The organism is Salipiger mucosus DSM 16094 (assembly GCF_000442255.1).
Lineage (GTDB): Bacteria > Pseudomonadota > Alphaproteobacteria > Rhodobacterales > Rhodobacteraceae > Salipiger > Salipiger mucosus.
Map to the genome: position 1 here is coordinate 6306 of NZ_KE557285.1, position 16240 is coordinate 22545.

General features: G+C 69.2%; 13 protein-coding genes. 5 read left to right on the forward strand and 8 right to left on the reverse strand.

What is annotated here, in order from left to right; all coding sequences use genetic code 11:
• The 3 genes from SALMUC_RS24310 to SALMUC_RS24320 form a co-directional block, all read right to left on the reverse strand.
• Window positions 1–698 (reverse strand): endonuclease/exonuclease/phosphatase family protein (locus SALMUC_RS24310; protein WP_084514083.1); only part of this gene is annotated, 698 nt, incomplete at its 3' end.
• 16 nt (window positions 699–714) lie between these two features.
• Window positions 715–4185 (reverse strand): transcription-repair coupling factor, encoded by a 3471-nt coding sequence (gene mfd, locus SALMUC_RS24315; protein ID WP_021120933.1) that lies wholly within the window; start codon window positions 4183–4185, stop codon window positions 715–717.
• 32 nt (window positions 4186–4217) lie between these two features.
• A complete protein-coding gene (locus SALMUC_RS24320; RefSeq protein ID WP_020040006.1) occupies window positions 4218–4751 on the reverse strand; it encodes a hypothetical protein in 534 nt (177 codons plus the stop codon).
• Between the two features lie 166 nt (window positions 4752–4917).
• Between SALMUC_RS24320 and hemB the strand changes: the two genes are divergently transcribed.
• The gene (gene hemB / locus SALMUC_RS24325) at window positions 4918–5916 is read left to right on the forward strand and encodes a porphobilinogen synthase (protein ID WP_020040005.1); all 999 of its coding nucleotides are present in this window, start codon (window positions 4918–4920) and stop codon (window positions 5914–5916) included.
• A gap of 155 nt (window positions 5917–6071) precedes the next feature.
• The gene (locus tag SALMUC_RS24330) at window positions 6072–6632 is read left to right on the forward strand and encodes a lipid-binding SYLF domain-containing protein (protein WP_020040004.1); all 561 of its coding nucleotides are present in this window, start codon (window positions 6072–6074) and stop codon (window positions 6630–6632) included.
• A gap of 28 nt (window positions 6633–6660) precedes the next feature.
• On the opposite strand, the gene SALMUC_RS24335 is transcribed toward SALMUC_RS24330, so the two are convergent.
• The gene (locus tag SALMUC_RS24335; protein ID WP_020040003.1) at window positions 6661–8367 is read right to left on the reverse strand and encodes a mechanosensitive ion channel family protein; all 1707 of its coding nucleotides are present in this window, start codon (window positions 8365–8367) and stop codon (window positions 6661–6663) included.
• A 180-nt stretch (window positions 8368–8547) separates the two neighbouring features.
• A complete protein-coding gene (locus tag SALMUC_RS24340) occupies window positions 8548–8817 on the reverse strand; it encodes an usg protein (RefSeq protein WP_020040002.1) in 270 nt (89 codons plus the stop codon).
• 191 nt (window positions 8818–9008) lie between these two features.
• Between SALMUC_RS24340 and gyrA the strand changes: the two genes are divergently transcribed.
• Together gyrA and SALMUC_RS24350 are read left to right on the forward strand one after the other, a co-directional pair.
• Window positions 9009–11744, forward strand: a complete 2736-nt coding sequence (gyrA, locus tag SALMUC_RS24345) for a DNA gyrase subunit A (RefSeq protein WP_020040001.1) — start codon at window positions 9009–9011, stop codon at window positions 11742–11744.
• Window positions 11745–11922: 178 nt separating this feature from the next.
• Window positions 11923–12609, forward strand: coding sequence for a M48 family metalloprotease (locus SALMUC_RS24350; RefSeq protein ID WP_020040000.1), 687 nt, complete (start codon window positions 11923–11925; stop codon window positions 12607–12609).
• Window positions 12610–12675: 66 nt separating this feature from the next.
• Here SALMUC_RS24350 and SALMUC_RS24355 read toward each other — a convergent pair whose 3' ends face one another.
• Both SALMUC_RS24355 and SALMUC_RS24360 read right to left on the reverse strand, forming a co-directional pair.
• A complete protein-coding gene (locus SALMUC_RS24355) occupies window positions 12676–13818 on the reverse strand; it encodes a hypothetical protein (RefSeq protein WP_020039999.1) in 1143 nt (380 codons plus the stop codon).
• Between the two features lie 4 nt (window positions 13819–13822).
• Window positions 13823–14602, reverse strand: coding sequence for an SDR family oxidoreductase (locus SALMUC_RS24360; RefSeq protein ID WP_020039998.1), 780 nt, complete (start codon window positions 14600–14602; stop codon window positions 13823–13825).
• Between the two features lie 140 nt (window positions 14603–14742).
• Here SALMUC_RS24360 and SALMUC_RS24365 point away from each other — a divergent pair, with 140 nt between their 5' ends.
• On the forward strand, window positions 14743–15759 hold the full coding sequence (locus SALMUC_RS24365; protein ID WP_020039997.1) for a Hint domain-containing protein: 1017 nt from the start codon (window positions 14743–14745) through the stop codon (window positions 15757–15759).
• Window positions 15760–15766: 7 nt separating this feature from the next.
• On the opposite strand, the gene SALMUC_RS24370 is transcribed toward SALMUC_RS24365, so the two are convergent.
• Window positions 15767–16141, reverse strand: a complete 375-nt coding sequence (locus SALMUC_RS24370; RefSeq protein WP_020039996.1) for a nuclear transport factor 2 family protein — start codon at window positions 16139–16141, stop codon at window positions 15767–15769.
• Window positions 16142–16240: the final 99 nt, after the last annotated feature.

The window sequence follows — 16240 nt, forward strand, 5'->3', positions numbered from 1 at the left end:
CCCTCCGGCATCCAGGTCGGGCGCCGCAGCCCGAGGTCCTCGGGCAGCCGCAGGCCAAGGTCCACGCCCCGCGCCTCCAGCGGCGCGATGGCCCGCGCGCCCGGCCCGGCGGGCTCGTTCAGATCGCCCGCCACCAGCCAGAGCGCACCCTCGCCCCGGGGCAGCAGCCGCACCACCGCCTCGGCCTCGAGCCGCCGCTGGTGCCAGCCGCGCACCGCGTCCGGCCAGGGCGCCTTGAGATGCACCACGAAAAGCGTCAGCGCGCCAAAGGCCAGCTCCAGGCAATCGCGGCGAAAGACCGGCTGCCCCTCCGGCATCCAGGTCGGGCGCCGCAGCCCGAGGTCCTCGGGCAGCAGCCCCGCATGGCTCGTCGCCGCCTCCCAGCGCCGCCGCGCCATGACCGCCACGTCGAGGCCCCGCCCGTCGTTGCCCGGCAGGCACAGCCGGTGCGGCCATTCCGCCCCCAGCGGGGCAAGGCAACGGTCGTGAAAGGCGTCCAGCGTCGCCGCGTCGAAGACCTCCTGCAGCGCCACCACGTCGGCGTCGATCTCCGCCAGCAGCTCGGCGGTCAGGCTCCGGTCGCGCGCGTCGAGCGACGGATCCTCGCCCGCGTCGCGGTCGCGCGCGCCGTGCAGGTGGCCGCCGCCCGCGTCGGGCAGCAGGCGCAGGTTCTGCACGTTGAGGCTCGCGATCCGCATGCCACCCCTTCGGCGCTCAGGCCTTGGCCGGCTCCCGCGTCTTGATCGCGCCGGCCTTCTCGGCAAGGTCGCGGGCAATGGCGAAGGCGCCCTTGATCTTGTCGCTGTCCTTCTTCCAGTCCCGGCGCACGACGATCTTGTTCTCCTTGATCTTCGCCAGCCCGTCCTGCGCCTTGATGTATTCCACCAGCCCCTCGGGCCGCGCGAACTTGTCGTTGTGGAACTGGATCGTCGCACCCTTGGGCCCGCCGTCAAGCTTGGCGATGCCCGCGCGCTTGCACATCGCCTTGATGCGCACCACCAGCAGCAGCGTGTTGACCTCCTTGGGCAGCGGCCCGAAGCGGTCGATCAGCTCGGCGGCAAAGCCCTCGAGCTCGACCTTGGTCGTCAGCTCCGAGAGACGCCGGTAGAGCCCCAGCCGCACGTCGAGATCGGGGATGTAATCCTCGGGGATCAGCACCGGCACGCCGAGGTTGATCTGCGGCGCCCACTGGCCGTCGTCGTCGGTCAGCCCCTCGGTCTCGCCCGACTTGATCTTGGAAATCGCCTCTTCCAGCATCGACTGGTAAAGCTCGTAGCCCACGTCGCGCATCTGGCCCGACTGCTCCTCGCCCAGCAGGTTGCCGGCGCCGCGAATGTCCAGGTCCTGGCTCGCCAGCGTGAAGCCCGCCCCCAGCGTGTCGAGCGAGCCCAGCACGCGCAGCCGCTTCTGCGCCGAGTCGGTCAGCTTCGCGCGCGGCCGCGTCGTCAGGTAGGCATAGGCCCGCGTCTTCGAGCGTCCCACCCGGCCCCGGATCTGGTAGAGCTGGCTCAGCCCGAACATGTCCGCGCGGTGCACGACCATCGTGTTGGCCGTCGGGATGTCGAGGCCCGATTCCACGATGGTCGTCGCCAGCAGCACGTCGAACTTGCCGTCGTAGAAGGCGTTCATCTTGTCGTCGAGCTCGCCCGCCGGCATCTGCCCGTGCGCCACCACGAAGGAGACCTCGGGCACCTGCTCGCGCAGGAACTCCTCGATCTCGGGCAGGTCGGTCAGGCGCGGCACCACGAAGAAGCTCTGCCCGCCGCGATAATGCTCGCGCAGCAGCGCCTCGCGGATGGTGATGGCGTCGAACTCGCTCACGTAGGTGCGGATCGACAGCCGGTCCACCGGCGGCGTGCCGATGATCGACAGCTCGCGCACACCCGAAAGCGACAGCTGCAGCGTGCGCGGGATCGGCGTCGCGGTCAGCGTCAGCACGTGGATGTCGGTGCGCAGCTGCTTCAGCCGTTCCTTGTGCGACACGCCGAAATGCTGCTCCTCGTCGATGATGAGCAGGCCGAGGTTCTGGAACCGGATGTTCTTGGCCAGCAGCGCGTGGGTGCCCACGGCGATATCCACCGTGCCCTTGGAAATCCCCTCGCGCGTCTTGGCCGCCTGCGAGGACGACACGAAACGCGACAGCGGCGCCACGTTGATCGGGAAGCCGCGAAAGCGTTCGGCAAAGCTCTTGTAGTGCTGCCGCGCCAGCAGCGTCGTCGGCGCGATCACCGCCACCTGCACGCCCGACATGGCGGCGATGAAGGCCGCGCGCATCGCCACCTCGGTCTTGCCGAAGCCCACGTCGCCGCAGATCAGCCGGTCCATCGGCTGGCCGCTGGTCATGTCCTCGACCACGTCGTGAATGGCGCCCAGCTGGTCGTCGGTCTCGTTGTAGGGGAAGCGCGCGCAGAAGCTCTCCCAGGCGCCCGGCGGCGGATCGATCGCCGGCGCCTTGCGCAGCGCGCGCTCGGCGGCGACGCGGATCAGCCGGTCGGCGATCTCCTTGATGCGCTCCTTCAGCCGCGCCTTCTTGGCCTGCCAGGCGCCGCCGCCCAGCTTGTCTAGCAGCCCCTCGTCGTGGCCGTATTTCGACAGCAGCTCGATGTTCTCGACCGGCAGGTAAAGCCGCGCGCCCTCGGCATATTCCAGCAGCAGGCACTCGTGCGCGGCGCCCGCCGCCGTCACCACCTCGAGCCCGTGGTAGCGCCCGATGCCGTGATCGACGTGCACCACCAGGTCGCCCGGCGTGAGCGCCTGCGCCTCGGTCAGGAAGTTCTCGGCCTTGCGGCGTTTCTTCGGCGCCCGGATCAGCCGGTCGCCCAGCACGTCCTGCTCCGAGATCACCGTCATGCGGTCGTCGCCGCGCGGCGCCTCGAAGCCCGACTCCAGCGCCCAGACCGCAAGGTGCAGCCCGCGCCGGCCCATGCGCGTGCCGTTGGCGACCGGGATGGCCTCGGCCAGTCCCTCGTCCTCCAGCAGGCCCGACAGCCGCTCGCGCGCGCCCTCGGACCAGGAGGCGATGAGCACCGGACCCTCTTGAAGCTTCGCTTTAATGTGATCGGCCAGAGCGCTGAACAGGTTCACATTTTCCTGCTGTCGCTCGGGCGCGAAGTTGCGCCCGATACGCCCGCCCGCGTCCACGACGCCGGGCCCCGAGGCCTGCGCGAGCGGGTGGAACTGCACCGCGCGCCGATCCGCCAGCGCGCTCTCCCAGGCGTCGTCGTCCAGGTACAGCTGGTCCGGCGGCACGGGCTTGTAGACCGAGTCCATGCGCCCCTTCTGGCTCATGGCATGGCGGCGGGTGTCGTACTGGTCCTCGATGCTCTCCCAGCGCGCCAGCCGCGCGGGGGTGAGCTGGTCGTCCATCAGCACCGGCGCCTGCGGCATGTAGTCGAACAGCGTCTCCAGCCGCTCGTGGAAGAAGGGCAGCCAGTGCTCCATCCCCTGCTGCTTGCGCCCCGCACTCACCGCCTCGTAGAGCGGATCGTCCGAGGTGCCCGCGCCGAACTCCACGCGATAGTTCTGCCGGAAGCGGGTGATCGCGCTCTCGTCGAGGATCACCTCCGAGACCGGCGCCAGCTCGACCGTCTCGAGCTTTTCGGTCGTCCGTTGCGAGACCGGGTCGAACCGCCGCGCCCCGTCCAGCACGTCGCCGAAGAGGTCCAGCCGCACCGGCCCGCCCTCGCCCGGCGGATAGATGTCGATGATGCCGCCCCGGATCGCGTAGTCGCCCGGCTCGGTCACCGTGGGCGCCTGGACGAAGCCCATCCGCACGAGGAAGGCGCGCAGCGCCGCCTCGTCGACGCGGTTGCCGACGCGGGCCGAGAAGGCCGCCTCGCGCAGCACCTCGCGCGCAGGGATGTACTGCGTCGCCGCCGAGAGCGTCGTCAGCAGAACGAAGCGCTCGGGCATCCCGTGCACCAGCCCCGCCAGCGTCGCCATGCGCGCGGCCGAGATGTCGGGGTTGGGCGAGACGCGGTCATAGGGCAGGCAGTCCCAGGCGGGAAAGTGCAGCACCGGCATATCGGGGGCGAAAAAGGCCAGCGCCTCGGCCATGGCGGCCATGCGCTTGTCGTCGCGGGCGACATGGATGACGGGGCCGCCGGCCTTTTCGGCCTCGGCCAGCACGAGCGTCGCGTCGAAACCTTCGGGCGCGCCGCCAATGGTGAGCTTGGTCTGGGACATGGCAGCCGAAATGGCGTGGCGCGGGCGCCGCGTCAACCGCCCAGCACGTTCACGGACATGTTCATGAACATGCCCCAGAGCGCCGTGACCACGATCGAGACCATGCCGATGATCTGCGTGCCCAGCCGGTGCATCGACAGCCGGCGCCACATCGCGGGGCCGCCAAGCCCCTCGCGCCGGATCCGCGCGGCGGTGACGACGCTTAGCAGGCCGACCATCGACATCGGGAAGCCCAGCAGGAAGCAGGCCTGCGCGAACTCGATCCAGTAGACCCAGCCCAGCACCGCGAGCCCCGTCAGCACCGCCGAGCCGATGGCCACGATCCACAGCCCGGCCTCTTCCGCGATGTAGAGGATGCGGGTCACGTTGATCCGCACCAGCTCCTCGAGATCCGCCGCCGCCGGGCCGTCCGTGCCCGTGCGCCGCGCCCGCACCACCATGTCGAAGGGCACGCCCAGCACCCAGTGGCTGGTCGAGGACCACATCACCGCCAGCGCGATCCAGAACCACAGGTTCGAAAAGGACCGCATGTCGATGGTTTCAAAAACGATCCTGTACCAGTCCACGCCGCGCCTCGTCCCGCTTTTCCGCCTTCTAGCCCGCCGCCGCGCGAAAGCCCAGAGCCGCGCGGCCCGCAGGCGCGCGAGTGTGATCGCCGGGCCGCGCAGGGCTGGACAATCCCGCCCCGCAGAGTGCATCTCGAGGCAACGTAAGGCCAGCCGGAGACCCGCCATGCACCCCGTCCACGCCCGTTTTCCCGCCACGCGCTTCCGCCGCCTGCGCAAGTCCGCCGCGATCCGCGCCCTCGTGGCCGAGTCGCCCCTCAGCCCGGCCGATTTCATCTGGCCCGTCTTCGTGCGTGACGGCGAGGGCGTGACCGAACCCGTGGCCTCCATGCCCGGCGTCAACCGCCTCTCGGTCGACCGCGTGGTCGAGGCCGCCCGCGAGGCGCATGCCCTCGGCATCCCCGCGATCTGCCTCTTTCCCTACACCGACCCGGCCAGAAAGACGCTCGATTGCGCCGAGGCCTGGAACCCCGAGAACCTGTCGAACCGCGCCACCCGCGCGATCAAGGAGGCGGTGCCCGACATTGCCGTCATGACCGACGTCGCGCTCGACCCCTACAGCGCCACAGGCCACGACGGCTTCGTCGTCGACGGCGAGATCGTCAACGACGAAACCGTCGAGGCGCTGGTAAAGCAGGCCCTGTCACAGGCCGAGGCCGGCGCCGACATCATCGGCCCCTCGGACATGATGGACGGCCGCATCGGCGCCATCCGCGACGCGCTCGAGGCGGGCGGGCACCGCAACGTGCTGCTGCTGAGCTACGCCGCCAAGTTCGCCAGCGCCTTCTACGGCCCCTTCCGCGACGCGGTCGGCGCCTCGGGCGCGCTCAAGGGCGACAAGAGCACCTACCAGATGCAGACCGGCAACTCGGACGAGGCCATGCGGCTGGTGGAACGCGACCTCTCGGAAGGCGCCGACATGGTCATGGTCAAGCCCGGCATGCCCTATCTCGACATCTGCCGCCGCACCAAGGAGATGTTCGGCGCGCCGACCTTCGCCTACCAGGTCTCGGGCGAATACGCGATGCTGGCGGGCGCCGCCGAGCGCGGCTGGCTCGACCACGACCGCGTCATGCTCGAAAGCCTCACCGCCTTCAAGCGCGCCGGCTGCGACGGCGTGCTGACCTATTTCGCCCCCGCGGCCGCGCGGCTGCTGAACGGCTGAGCAATCCCCCGCCCGCGCCCCGCGTCATGCCGTGACAGGCGCGGCGCGGGCGCGTATACTACCGGTCAACCGGCGGAACAGCCGGGTCCAAAAGGCAGCCCGGCCAAAGCGCCGGGCCACAGGCATTCGGCAACGAGAGACAAGAGAGCAGACCCATGACATTCACCCGACGAGCGTTCACCCTCGGGCTCGGCGCCGGCGCGGCGGGCCTCGTGGCCGGCTGCGGCAACGGCATCGGCAGCCCCGGCGGCGCAACCATCGACGCCCGCGTGGATTCCACGCTGAGCCAGATGTACTCGCAGTTCCCCGGCACGGTCGACCTGGCCGAGAAATCCGCCGGCATGCTGGTCATGCCGCTGGTGACCGAGGCCGGCCTCGGCCTCGGCGGCGCCTACGGCCGCGGCGCGCTGCGCGTGGGCGGCGCGACCGTCGACTACTACTCGATGGTGCGCGGCTCCGGCGGGCTGCAGATCGGCGCGCAGCAATACGCGCACGTGCTGTTCTTCATGACCAACGACGCGCTCATGAACTTCCGCCGCTCGCCGGGCTGGGCCGCGGGCGCCAACGTGGAATACGCCACCCCCGAAGAGGGCCAGACGCTGGCGGCCGAGACGACGACCTCGCTCTCGCCGGTGATCGCGGTGATCTTCGGCCAGTCGGGCCTGCGCGTCGGCGCCACGCTCGAGGGCACCAAGTACACCCGCATCATTCCCTGAGGCCACGTCGGCGCGACCCGCGCCGTCCCTAGCTGCGCGGCGAGGGCGCGGCCCCGCCGCCCCCCGCCTCGCCCGCTTCGGGCAGGGCGCGGGCATCGGGGAACAGCGGCTCGGCCGTGCTGTCAATCTCGCGCGCTTTCGTCAGAAGCGCCTCGCGCATCTCGCAGGAGAAGGTCCAGCCCTCGTTCGGATCGTCGCTGGGGATCAGGAACAGCACCGTCTGGCCGAAGACGTCGTGGTCGGTCACCAGCACGCCGCGCTCGTCCCCGTCGCGGATGCCGCGCCGGTCCAGCAGCGCGTGGTAGGCCTCACGCAGGGGCCGGATGTCGGCGCGGTGATCCAGCCTCAGCGTCACCAGGAAGATGTTGTTCTGCTCCTGCATCGTCCAGTTTTCAAACGGCTCGGCCACGAAGTCGGCCACCGGCACCACCAGCCGCTTGCCCGTCCAGATGCGCAACTGGACATAGGTGAAGTTGATCCGCTCGACCGAGCAGATATGGCCCTGGTACTCGATCCGGTCGCCGATCCGCGCCGATTGGTTCAGCGAGATCTGCAGCGACGCCATGATGTTGGACAGGATGTTGCGCCCGGCAAAGGCCATCAGCAGCGTGATCGTGCCCGCCGAGGCCAGCAGCGAAATGCCCAGCGACTGCATCACGCTGGCCTCGTTCAGCACGATGCCCGCGCCGACAACGGCGATGATGACCAGCAGGAAACGCCGCGCCGCCGAGACCTTGGTCGCGACCGAGCGGCGCTGCTCCTGACCCTCGCCGACGGCACTCAGCTCGGCCCCGTCGAAGGAGACCAGCTTGGCCAGGATCGCGTCCGCCGCGTTGACCACCAGCCAGAGCACCGCCGCCACGACGCCCAGGATCGTCAGCGGCGAAAGCACCGTCTCGATCCGGCCCGAGAAGATGAACAGCCGGTTGCTCAGCAGGCCCAGCACAACCGTCATCACCAGCAGCACGATGGGCCCCCGCACAGCGACCAGCAGCGAGTCCGGCGCGATGCGCCGGTTCCGGTTGTAGCCCTTCGACAGCAACCAGTGGGTGATCCAGCCCGCCAGAGCCGTGATCAGCAGCCCGATGGGCAGGCCCGCGACCTCCCACCAGCGCAGGCCCCAGAAGGCGTGCTGGCGCAGGATGCCGGGCAGCATCTGCTCCAGCTCCGAGGGGCCGAAGGCCTGCCCCAGCGCCGGCAGGTGGTCGACCGTCTGCCGCGAAAGCACCCAGACCGGGTCGGCGCCCTCGGGCTTCACGCGGTTGATGCGGATGGGCATCGGCCGCCCGCCCAGGTCGACGTACCACAGCGCGATGGAGCGGCGCGACACGCCCGCCATCGGATCGTTCGACGGGCCCCGCGTGCTCATCCCGTCGGGACGGTCGGGCACGCCGAGCCAGTTGATGACGATCTTGCGCTCGAGAAGGTTGAGAAAGTCTTCCGCCCGCGCGCGCCCCTCGCCGGGCTGGTCGCCGCGCGGAATGTCCGACAGGTCGAGCATGTGCATCGCCGCCGACCAGTTCCCGTTGCGCGCCGCGATGAGAAAGCTCTCGAGGCTCGACCGCGGCGTCGTCCGGTCCAGGCCGTCGGGCATGGTCCCGAGCCCCGCGTTGAGGCTCTCGATCTCGAACCAGCTCCCCGGCGGACCCTCCTCCTGGGCAGAGGCCGGCGCCACGTGAACGAGCGCCAGCAGCACGGCCGCCACGGCGAGGAAGGTCAGTCGTCGGAATATCATCGCTATCCGAACCCCGGTGGCCCGCCCCGGGTTCCCCGGAAAATGTCCCCGGGGTGGCGTTGTCTCGGGATCCGTACGGAAAGCCCGTACGACCGGTACGGATGGCGTCTTGGCGTCATCGGCCGGGTCTGCCGGGCCGTACGGAACTCCCGTACGTCCGGTACGGCTCGCCGCTCCGGCTCAGTGATAGCGCAACTCGCCCACGACCTGCCGCCACTCCCCCGAGGCCAGCGCCTTGCGGTGCGAGAACCGCACCGAGTGCAGCGGCCCTTCGATCTCGTCCTGCCAGAACTCGATGAACTTGAAGAGCTTGGGATGATCCGGCGCCAGGTCGTAGTCCTGCCAGACGAAGGTATTGAGAACGTTGTTATAATCGGGCATCCGGTAGAAGATTTCGGCGGTCGTCAGACCGTAGCCCCTGAGCATGAGTTCGGTTTCGCTTTCCTGCATCGCTTTACCTCGCGTGTCTCTCATGCAAGAAGCTTGCCCAGCGAGTCGCGAGTTTTCAATTAAAACAGTATGTTAGCCACCATCAGGGGTGGCTGCCAGAAAAGCGGTCCGGGTGCCATTGCGCCCCATATCCTGTCTCTGATATAAGCTTTTTCAACAACATATAGCGAAAAGACGGACAGGCATCGCCAGTGACCGACACGCCGGAACCCCCTGACAACGATCAAGAAAACGGCGGACCCGAGCGGTCTGCCTACGACGGCCCCAACATCTCGATCACCGACGAGATGAAGTCGAGCTATCTCGACTACGCCATGAGCGTCATCGTGAGCCGCGCGATCCCCGACCTGCGCGACGGCCTCAAGCCGGTGCACCGCCGCATCCTCTATACCCTGTGGGAAAACGGCCAGACCCGCGCCAAGCCCTACCGCAAGTGCGCCACCGCCGTCGGCGACGTCATGGGCCGCTACCACCCCCACGGCGACAGCGCGGTCTACGACGCCCTCGTCCGCATGGCCCAGGATTTCTCCATGTCCCTGCCGCTGATCGACGGCCAGGGCAACTTCGGCTCGATGGACGGCGACCCGCCGGCCGCCTACCGTTACACCGAGTCCCGGCTCGAGAAATCGGCCGAGGCGCTGCTCGAGGACATCGACAAGGAAACCGTTGATTTCGTTCCGAATTACGCGAACGAACGCAACGAGCCGCTGGTGCTTCCGGCGCGCTATCCGAACATCCTCGTCAACGGCTCCGAGGGCATCGCGGTCGGCATGGCGACCCGCATTCCCCCGCACAACCTTGGCGAAGTCGTGGACGCCACGCTCGCGCTGATCGAGCAGCCCGACCTCTCGACCGAGCAGCTAATCGAGTACATTCCCGCCCCCGACTTCCCCACCGGCGGCGTGATCCTCGGCCGCTCCGGCGCCCGCAAGGCCTACATCGAGGGGCGCGGCAGCGTCATCATCCGGGCCAAGACCCGGATCGAGGAAATCAAGCGCGACCGCCACGCCATCGTCATCGACGAGATCCCCTACCAGGTGAACAAGGCCACGATGATCGAGCGCATCGCGGAAACCGTGCGCGAGAAGAAGATCGAGGGCATCTCCCACGTCCAGGACGAGAGCGACCGCTCCGGCGTCCGCGTCGTGGTCGAGCTCAAGCGCGACGCCACCCCCGACGTGGTGCTGAACCAGCTCTACCGCTTCACGCCGATGCAGACCTCCTTCGGTTGCAACATGCTTGCCCTCAACGGCGGCAAGCCCGAGCAGCTCACCCTGCGCGCCTTCCTGACGGCCTTCCTCGACTTCCGCGAGGACGTCGTCGCGCGCCGCACCGCCTACCTGCTGCGCAAGGCGCGCGAACGCTCGCACATCCTCTGCGGCCTTGCCGTGGCGGTCTCCAACGTCGACGAGGTTGTCGCGACCATCCGCTCCTCGGCCGATGCCGCCGAGGCCCGCGAAAAGCTCATGACCCGGCGCTGGCCGGCGCATGACATCGCGCAGTACATCCGCCTCATCGACGATCCGACCCACACGATCAACGACGACGGCACCTACAACCTCTCCGAGGCGCAGGCCCGCGCCATCCTCGAACTGCGGCTGCAGCGCCTCACCCAGCTGGGCGTCAAGGAGGTCACCGACGAACTCGAGGAGCTGGCCGGCAAGATCAAGGAATACCTCGAGATTCTCGGCTCGCGCGAGCGGATCATGGGCATCGTCTCGGATGAGCTGACCGCCGTGCGCGACCAGTTCGCAGTGCCCCGCCGCACCGAGATCGTCGACTGGGCCGGCGACATGGAGGACGAGGACCTCATCGAGCGCGAGGACATGGTGGTGACCGTCACCCAGTCCGGCTACATCAAGCGCACCCCGCTGGCCGACTTCCGCAGCCAGAAGCGCGGCGGCAAGGGTCTCTCGGGCGGCGGCCTCAAAGAGGACGACGTCGTCACGCAGCTCTTCGTGGCCAACACCCACACCCAGCTGCTGTTCTTCACGACCGAGGGCATGGTCTACAAGCTCAAGTGCTGGCGCCTGCCGGCCGGCGGCCGCACCTCCAAGGGCAAGCCCATCGTCAACATCCTGCCGATCCCGCAGGGCGTCTCGGTCGCGGCGATCATGCCGGTCGACCGCGAGGAGAGCGACTGGGACGAGCTGCAGATCGTCTTCGCCACCTCGGCGGGCGACGTGCGCCGCAACGCGCTCTCGGACTTCACCAACGTGAAGCGCAACGGCAAGATCGCCATGGAGCTCCCCGAGGACGTGGAGCTGGTCAACGCCCGCATCGCCTCGGAAGAGGACGACATCATGCTGGTGACGGACTCGGGCCGTGCGATCCGCTTCCGCACCACCGACGTCCGCATCTTCAAGGGCCGCAAGTCCACCGGCGTCCGCGGCATCCGCCTGCAGAACGGCGACCGCGTGGTCTCGATGTCGATCATCCGCCACTTCGAGGCCAGCTCCGACGAACGCGCGGCCTACCTCAAGATGCGCCGCCTCGTGGCCGGCATCACCGAGGACGACGAGTCGGACGAGGAAGAGGGCAACGCCGACTCCGGCATCAGCCAGGAGCGCTACGCCGAAATGTCGGCGGCCGAGAACCTGCTCCTCACGATCACCGCGCGCGGCCTCGGCAAGCTCTCGTCGAGCCACGACTACCCGGTGCGCGGCCGTGGCGGACAGGGCGTGCAGGCCATCGACAAAGGCATGCGCGGCGGGCCGCTGGTCGCCTCCTTCCCGGTCGAGATGGACGATCAGATCATGCTGGCAACCTCCACCGGCCAGTCGATCCGCGTGCCCGTCGAGGGCATCTCCTTCCGCTCGCGCAACGCGGGCGGGGTCAAGGTCTTCAACACCCGCGCGGGCGAGACCGTGGTCTCGGTCGCATGGATCGCCGAACAGGCCGAGGACGACGAGGGCGCGGCGGAGTGATCCGCCCGCCCCGCGGCCCGGAATCAGCGCGACCTCGCGGCCGCGCGGCCGGGCCTAAGCGGCGGGTTCGAGTATTTGAGAGAAAGATGAAAGACGGGCCGGCGCGGTCCTTCGCCTGTGACCGGCCGGCACAAAGGCTTGTCTTGGCGGAGCGTCCTCGCGGCCCCATATTCTCCCCATGTTGAAGTTCACGCCGATCCTTCTCGCGATTCTCTACGCGCTCGCCATGTACCGCTTCTCGGCCTGGCGGACGGCGAAGGAGCTGGACGCGAAGTCGACCGAGCTTGCCGACGCACGGCTCAAGGGCCTCACCGACCGCATGGCCGAGGCGCTGGACCTGCCGCGCATCCGCGTGAACATCTACGAGATCGAACCGGTCAACGGTCTCGCCGCACCGGACGGGCGCATCTTCATCACCCGGGGCTTCTACGCGCGCTACCGCGCGGGCGAGGTCTCGGCCGAGGAGATGGCCAGCGTCATCGCGCACGAGCTGGGCCACGTTGCGCTGGGGCACGCCCGGCGGCGTATGATCGATTTCTCCGGCCAGAACGCCATCCGCACGGCGCTCGCCATGGTGCTGGGCCGGCTCATCCCCGGCATCGGCGTCTACATCGCCAACGCCCTGACCTCCCTGCTCGCGGCCCGGCTCTCGCGCTCCGACGAATACGAGGCCGACGCCTACGCCGCTGCGCTGCTGCACAAGTCCGGCATCGGCGTCGAGCATCAGAAGTCGCTCTTCACCAAGCTCGAGAGCCTGACCCAGGGACGCGGCGGCTCCGTCCCGGCCTGGCTGCTGTCGCACCCGAAAACCGACGAGCGCATCGCCGCCCTCGAAAAGCTCGAGGCGCGCTGGCAGGCGACCTGATCGCCCGGTCCTTCTTCTTGTTCCAAATACGCAGCGGCGCAGCCGCAGGGGGCGCAGCCCCCTCCTTCAGGCCGGCAAAAGCTCGAACCCGGCCTCCGCGACGTCGCGCCCGTTGACCTGCACCACCACCGCATGTGGCCCGGGATGCAGCCGAAAGGTCTTCGCATCCCCCTTGAGCCGATGCCGTTTCTCGAGCCGCAGCGGCCGCCCGGGCACCACCTCACCTGCCTTCAGCTTGAAGACCCTTTCCGCGCTCCCGCCCGGACGGTGAAACCGCAGCCGGTAATCCACTAACACCGGGCCCATTTCACCGCTTTCCAGGGTCACGGAAAACTCCAGTGCCTCGCCGACCGTGACGCTCCCGGGCACCTGGAGTCGCGCCGTGACGGGCAGGTCGGCGCGGTATCCCAGAAGCGCCAGCGCCCCCGGCTCGCCCCGCTTCACCGCCGTGCGCAGCGCGTGCCGCGTCAGCCAGTCCAGCTCGCGCGCGTCCTGAGCACCTTCGGCGCGCCAGCGGGTCAGCCGGTCCAACACCGCGTCGGGGTGGATCTTCGACAGGTCGATGAGGTGGTTCGCCACCGAGCGCGTGACGAATCGCGCCGGGTCGCCATGCAGGACATCGAGAAAGCGCAGCGGCTCCATGGGGTCGAGGGTGATGCCCGCGCCCCAGGGAAGGCGCGGCCGCGTGCCCTCGCTCACCAGCCGGCGTACGTGGTAATGCGGGTCACGCGCCCAGTGCTCCATCCGCGCCAGCGTGAGATCCGGCCAGCGGTTCAGGAAGGGGCGGATCGCGTATTCCATCGAGAACCGCTGCGTCGCCGCCTGGATCAGGTCGAGCGCGCGGTCCGGGTGATCCTCCAGCCCGTGCCGCACGGCAAGCACGCCGGGCACGGCATGGATGAAGCGCCCGAAGTCGTCGTCGCGGCGCCCCGGATCGAGCGGCGGCGGCATGGCGGCCTCGAGCGCGTCTGCCATCTCCGGGAAGGCGCGCGGGAGCTGCGCCTCGAGCCCGTCGGCGATGACGTCGAGCCGGTCATGCACGCCCAGCCCGGCGAGCCGCGGCGCCGTCTCGTCCACGAACCGCCCCGCATCGAAGCCGGGCAGCACCGCGAACTCGGCGCCCAGGTCCGCCAGAGTGTCACGGTTGAACAGCTGCGCGGCGAGAGAAGACCCCGCGCCGCCGCCCTGCCCGTCGGGTCCGCGCGCCACGGGCTCAGATCGTCGCGTTTGTCTCGCCGCCGTCCAGAACGATGTTCTGTCCGACGATGTAGCCCGCATGCGCCGAGCAGAGGAAGGCGCACATCCGCCCGAACTCGGCCGGATCGCCGTAGCGCCCGGCCGGGATGCCGCCCGCGCGGCGGCGGCGCGCCTCGTCGCGGTCGATGCCCTCTTCACTCATGAGCCGCGCGTCCATCTGCTCGATCCGGTCGGTGTCGTGCACGCCGGGCAGCAGGTTGTTGATCGTCACGCCCTGTCCGGCCACCTGCCGCGAGGTTCCGGCGACGAAGCCCGTCAGCCCCGCGCGAGCAGAGTTCGACAGGCCAAGTGGCAGGATCGGCGCCTTGACCGAGCGCGAGGTGATGTTGACCACCCGGCCCCAGCCGCGCTCCATCATGCCCGGCACCAGCGCCTGCATCAGTGCGATGGGCGAGAGCATCGAGCCGTCCAGCGCCTTGATGAAATCCTCGCGGTCCCAGTCTGTCCAGTAGCCCGGCGGTGGCCCGCCCGAGTTGGTCACGAGGATCTCGACCTCGCCCGCCGCCTCGAGCAGCGCGGCGCGGCCTTCTTCCGTCGTGTTATCGGCGGCCACGGTCACGACCTCGACCCCGTGTGCCTCGCGGATCGCCTGCGCGGTCTCCTCGAGCGGGCCTTCGCTGCGCGCGTTCAGCACCAGTGCACAGCCCGCCTCGGCCAGCGCCTCGGCGCAGCCCCGGCCCAGCCCCTTGGATGCCGCGCAAACCAGCGCCCTCTTGCCTGCGATCCCCAGATCCATGCTCTCTCCTCCTTGCGCGTTGCGCCGGCAGATCGCCGGCCTCGCGACCAATTGATGCCAGATTGTTTCGGCATACAATGGCTTGCACGAGATTTCCGCGCCCCGCACGCCGGCTGCGGCGCGCGACGGGAGACGACGACATGAGCCAGACCGACCCAAAGGCGCCCGCGCAGAGCGTCAGCGTCTACCGCGCCGACCAGCTGCGCGTGGTCAACGGCGCCAACATGGGCGACGGGCTGGGATTCGCGGAGGAGCTGGAACTCGACGACGTCTTCAACCTGTCGCCCGTGGCCGCGCTGCACCGCCTCAGCCTGGTTCCCGCCAGCCGCCCGCCCTTTTCCGTCGCGGTCGACAGCGGCATCGGCACGCCGGGCGCGGCGCTGCACCTCGACTGCTGCCTGACCTTCATGTCCGGCAACGGCGAGACGACCGAGGCGCTTGTGCTGGTGGAAACCGACGCCGAGGGCGGCGTGGTGCAGGTTCTGGTGCTGCCAGTGGCGCCAATGCAGCCGCGCCGCGACTACGTGCTCGTCGGCATAGACCGGGCCGGTGCATTGCAGACGTTTGCGCAGATGGCCTGCACGTCCTTCACGGCCGGCACGATGATCACGCTTGCCTCGGGCGCACAACGCGCCGTCGAGGACCTGCGCGAGGGCGACCGCGTTCTCACCCGCGACGACGGCCCGCAGGAGATCCGCTGGATCGGCCACAACACGACCCGCGCCATCGGGGCCTTCGCCCCGGTGCTGATCCGCGCGGGCACGCTCAACAACGCGCGCGACCTGCGGGTCAGCCCCGACCACCGGCTCTTCGTCTACCAGCGGCAGGACCGCCTCGGCGCCGGTCGCGCCGAGCTGCTGGTGCGGGCGCGACATCTGGTAAACGGCACCACGATCACGCGCACCGAGGGCGGCTTCGTCGACTACTACCAGATGCTCTTCGATCGGCACCAGATCGTCTACGCCGAGGGCATCGCGGCCGAGAGCCTGCTCGTCGACACCCGCACCCGCGCGGCCCTGCCCGGCGACCTCGACAAGACGATGGGCGCGCTGCTGCCAGACCACGGGCGCAGCGACCAGGGCGTCTTCGAGGTGCAGGAAACGCTGTTGCGCCGCCCCGACGCGGCCGAGGCGCTGCGAAAGTCCTCGCGCTGCTAAAGGCCGGCTACTGCGGCAGGCCGAAGAACTCCTCGCGGACGATGCGGTCGCCCGCGACGGTGTAAAGCCCGATCTCCTGCATCTGCATGCGTGTGCCGCTGGCCAGCTCGGTGGCATCCACCACGAAGATCACGGCAAAGCGATCCTCGCCGTGCAGGAAGGGCCCCGCGACCTCGGCGGAATGCGTCTCGAAGGCCCCGGCCCACCACTCGTGCTTGCCGTGGATGCCCGCGCGGCCGCGCGTCTCGCGCCCCGCACCGCCCGGCATGTCAAAGGCCTCGACCGAGACCGCGTCCTCGGCATAGAGCCGGTCGAGGTTCTCGGCCTCGCGGCCCTCGCGGCAGCCGGCGACCAGTTCGTCCGCAACGGATTTCAGAGACATGGCGACTCCTCCCGGTTTGTTCCCTATATGTTCCGATCATGCACCGAACCGATGACGTTCACAAGACGGCAGATACGACAGCCGCCCCGGATCGCCCCA

Coding starts and splice junctions, on each gene's coding strand:
- mfd (WP_021120933.1), bottom strand. CDS start 4,185: ATGTCCCAGACCAAGCTCACCATTGGCGGCGCGCCCGAAGGTTTCGAC.
- hemB (WP_020040005.1), top strand. CDS start 4,918: ATGCACCCCGTCCACGCCCGTTTTCCCGCCACGCGCTTCCGCCGCCTG.
- SALMUC_RS24330 (WP_020040004.1), top strand. CDS start 6,072: ATGACATTCACCCGACGAGCGTTCACCCTCGGGCTCGGCGCCGGCGCG.
- SALMUC_RS24335 (WP_020040003.1), bottom strand. CDS start 8,367: ATGATATTCCGACGACTGACCTTCCTCGCCGTGGCGGCCGTGCTGCTG.
- SALMUC_RS24340 (WP_020040002.1), bottom strand. CDS start 8,817: ATGCAGGAAAGCGAAACCGAACTCATGCTCAGGGGCTACGGTCTGACG.
- SALMUC_RS24350 (WP_020040000.1), top strand. CDS start 11,923: ATGTTGAAGTTCACGCCGATCCTTCTCGCGATTCTCTACGCGCTCGCC.
- SALMUC_RS24360 (WP_020039998.1), bottom strand. CDS start 14,602: ATGGATCTGGGGATCGCAGGCAAGAGGGCGCTGGTTTGCGCGGCATCC.
- SALMUC_RS24365 (WP_020039997.1), top strand. CDS start 14,743: ATGAGCCAGACCGACCCAAAGGCGCCCGCGCAGAGCGTCAGCGTCTAC.
- SALMUC_RS24370 (WP_020039996.1), bottom strand. CDS start 16,141: ATGTCTCTGAAATCCGTTGCGGACGAACTGGTCGCCGGCTGCCGCGAG.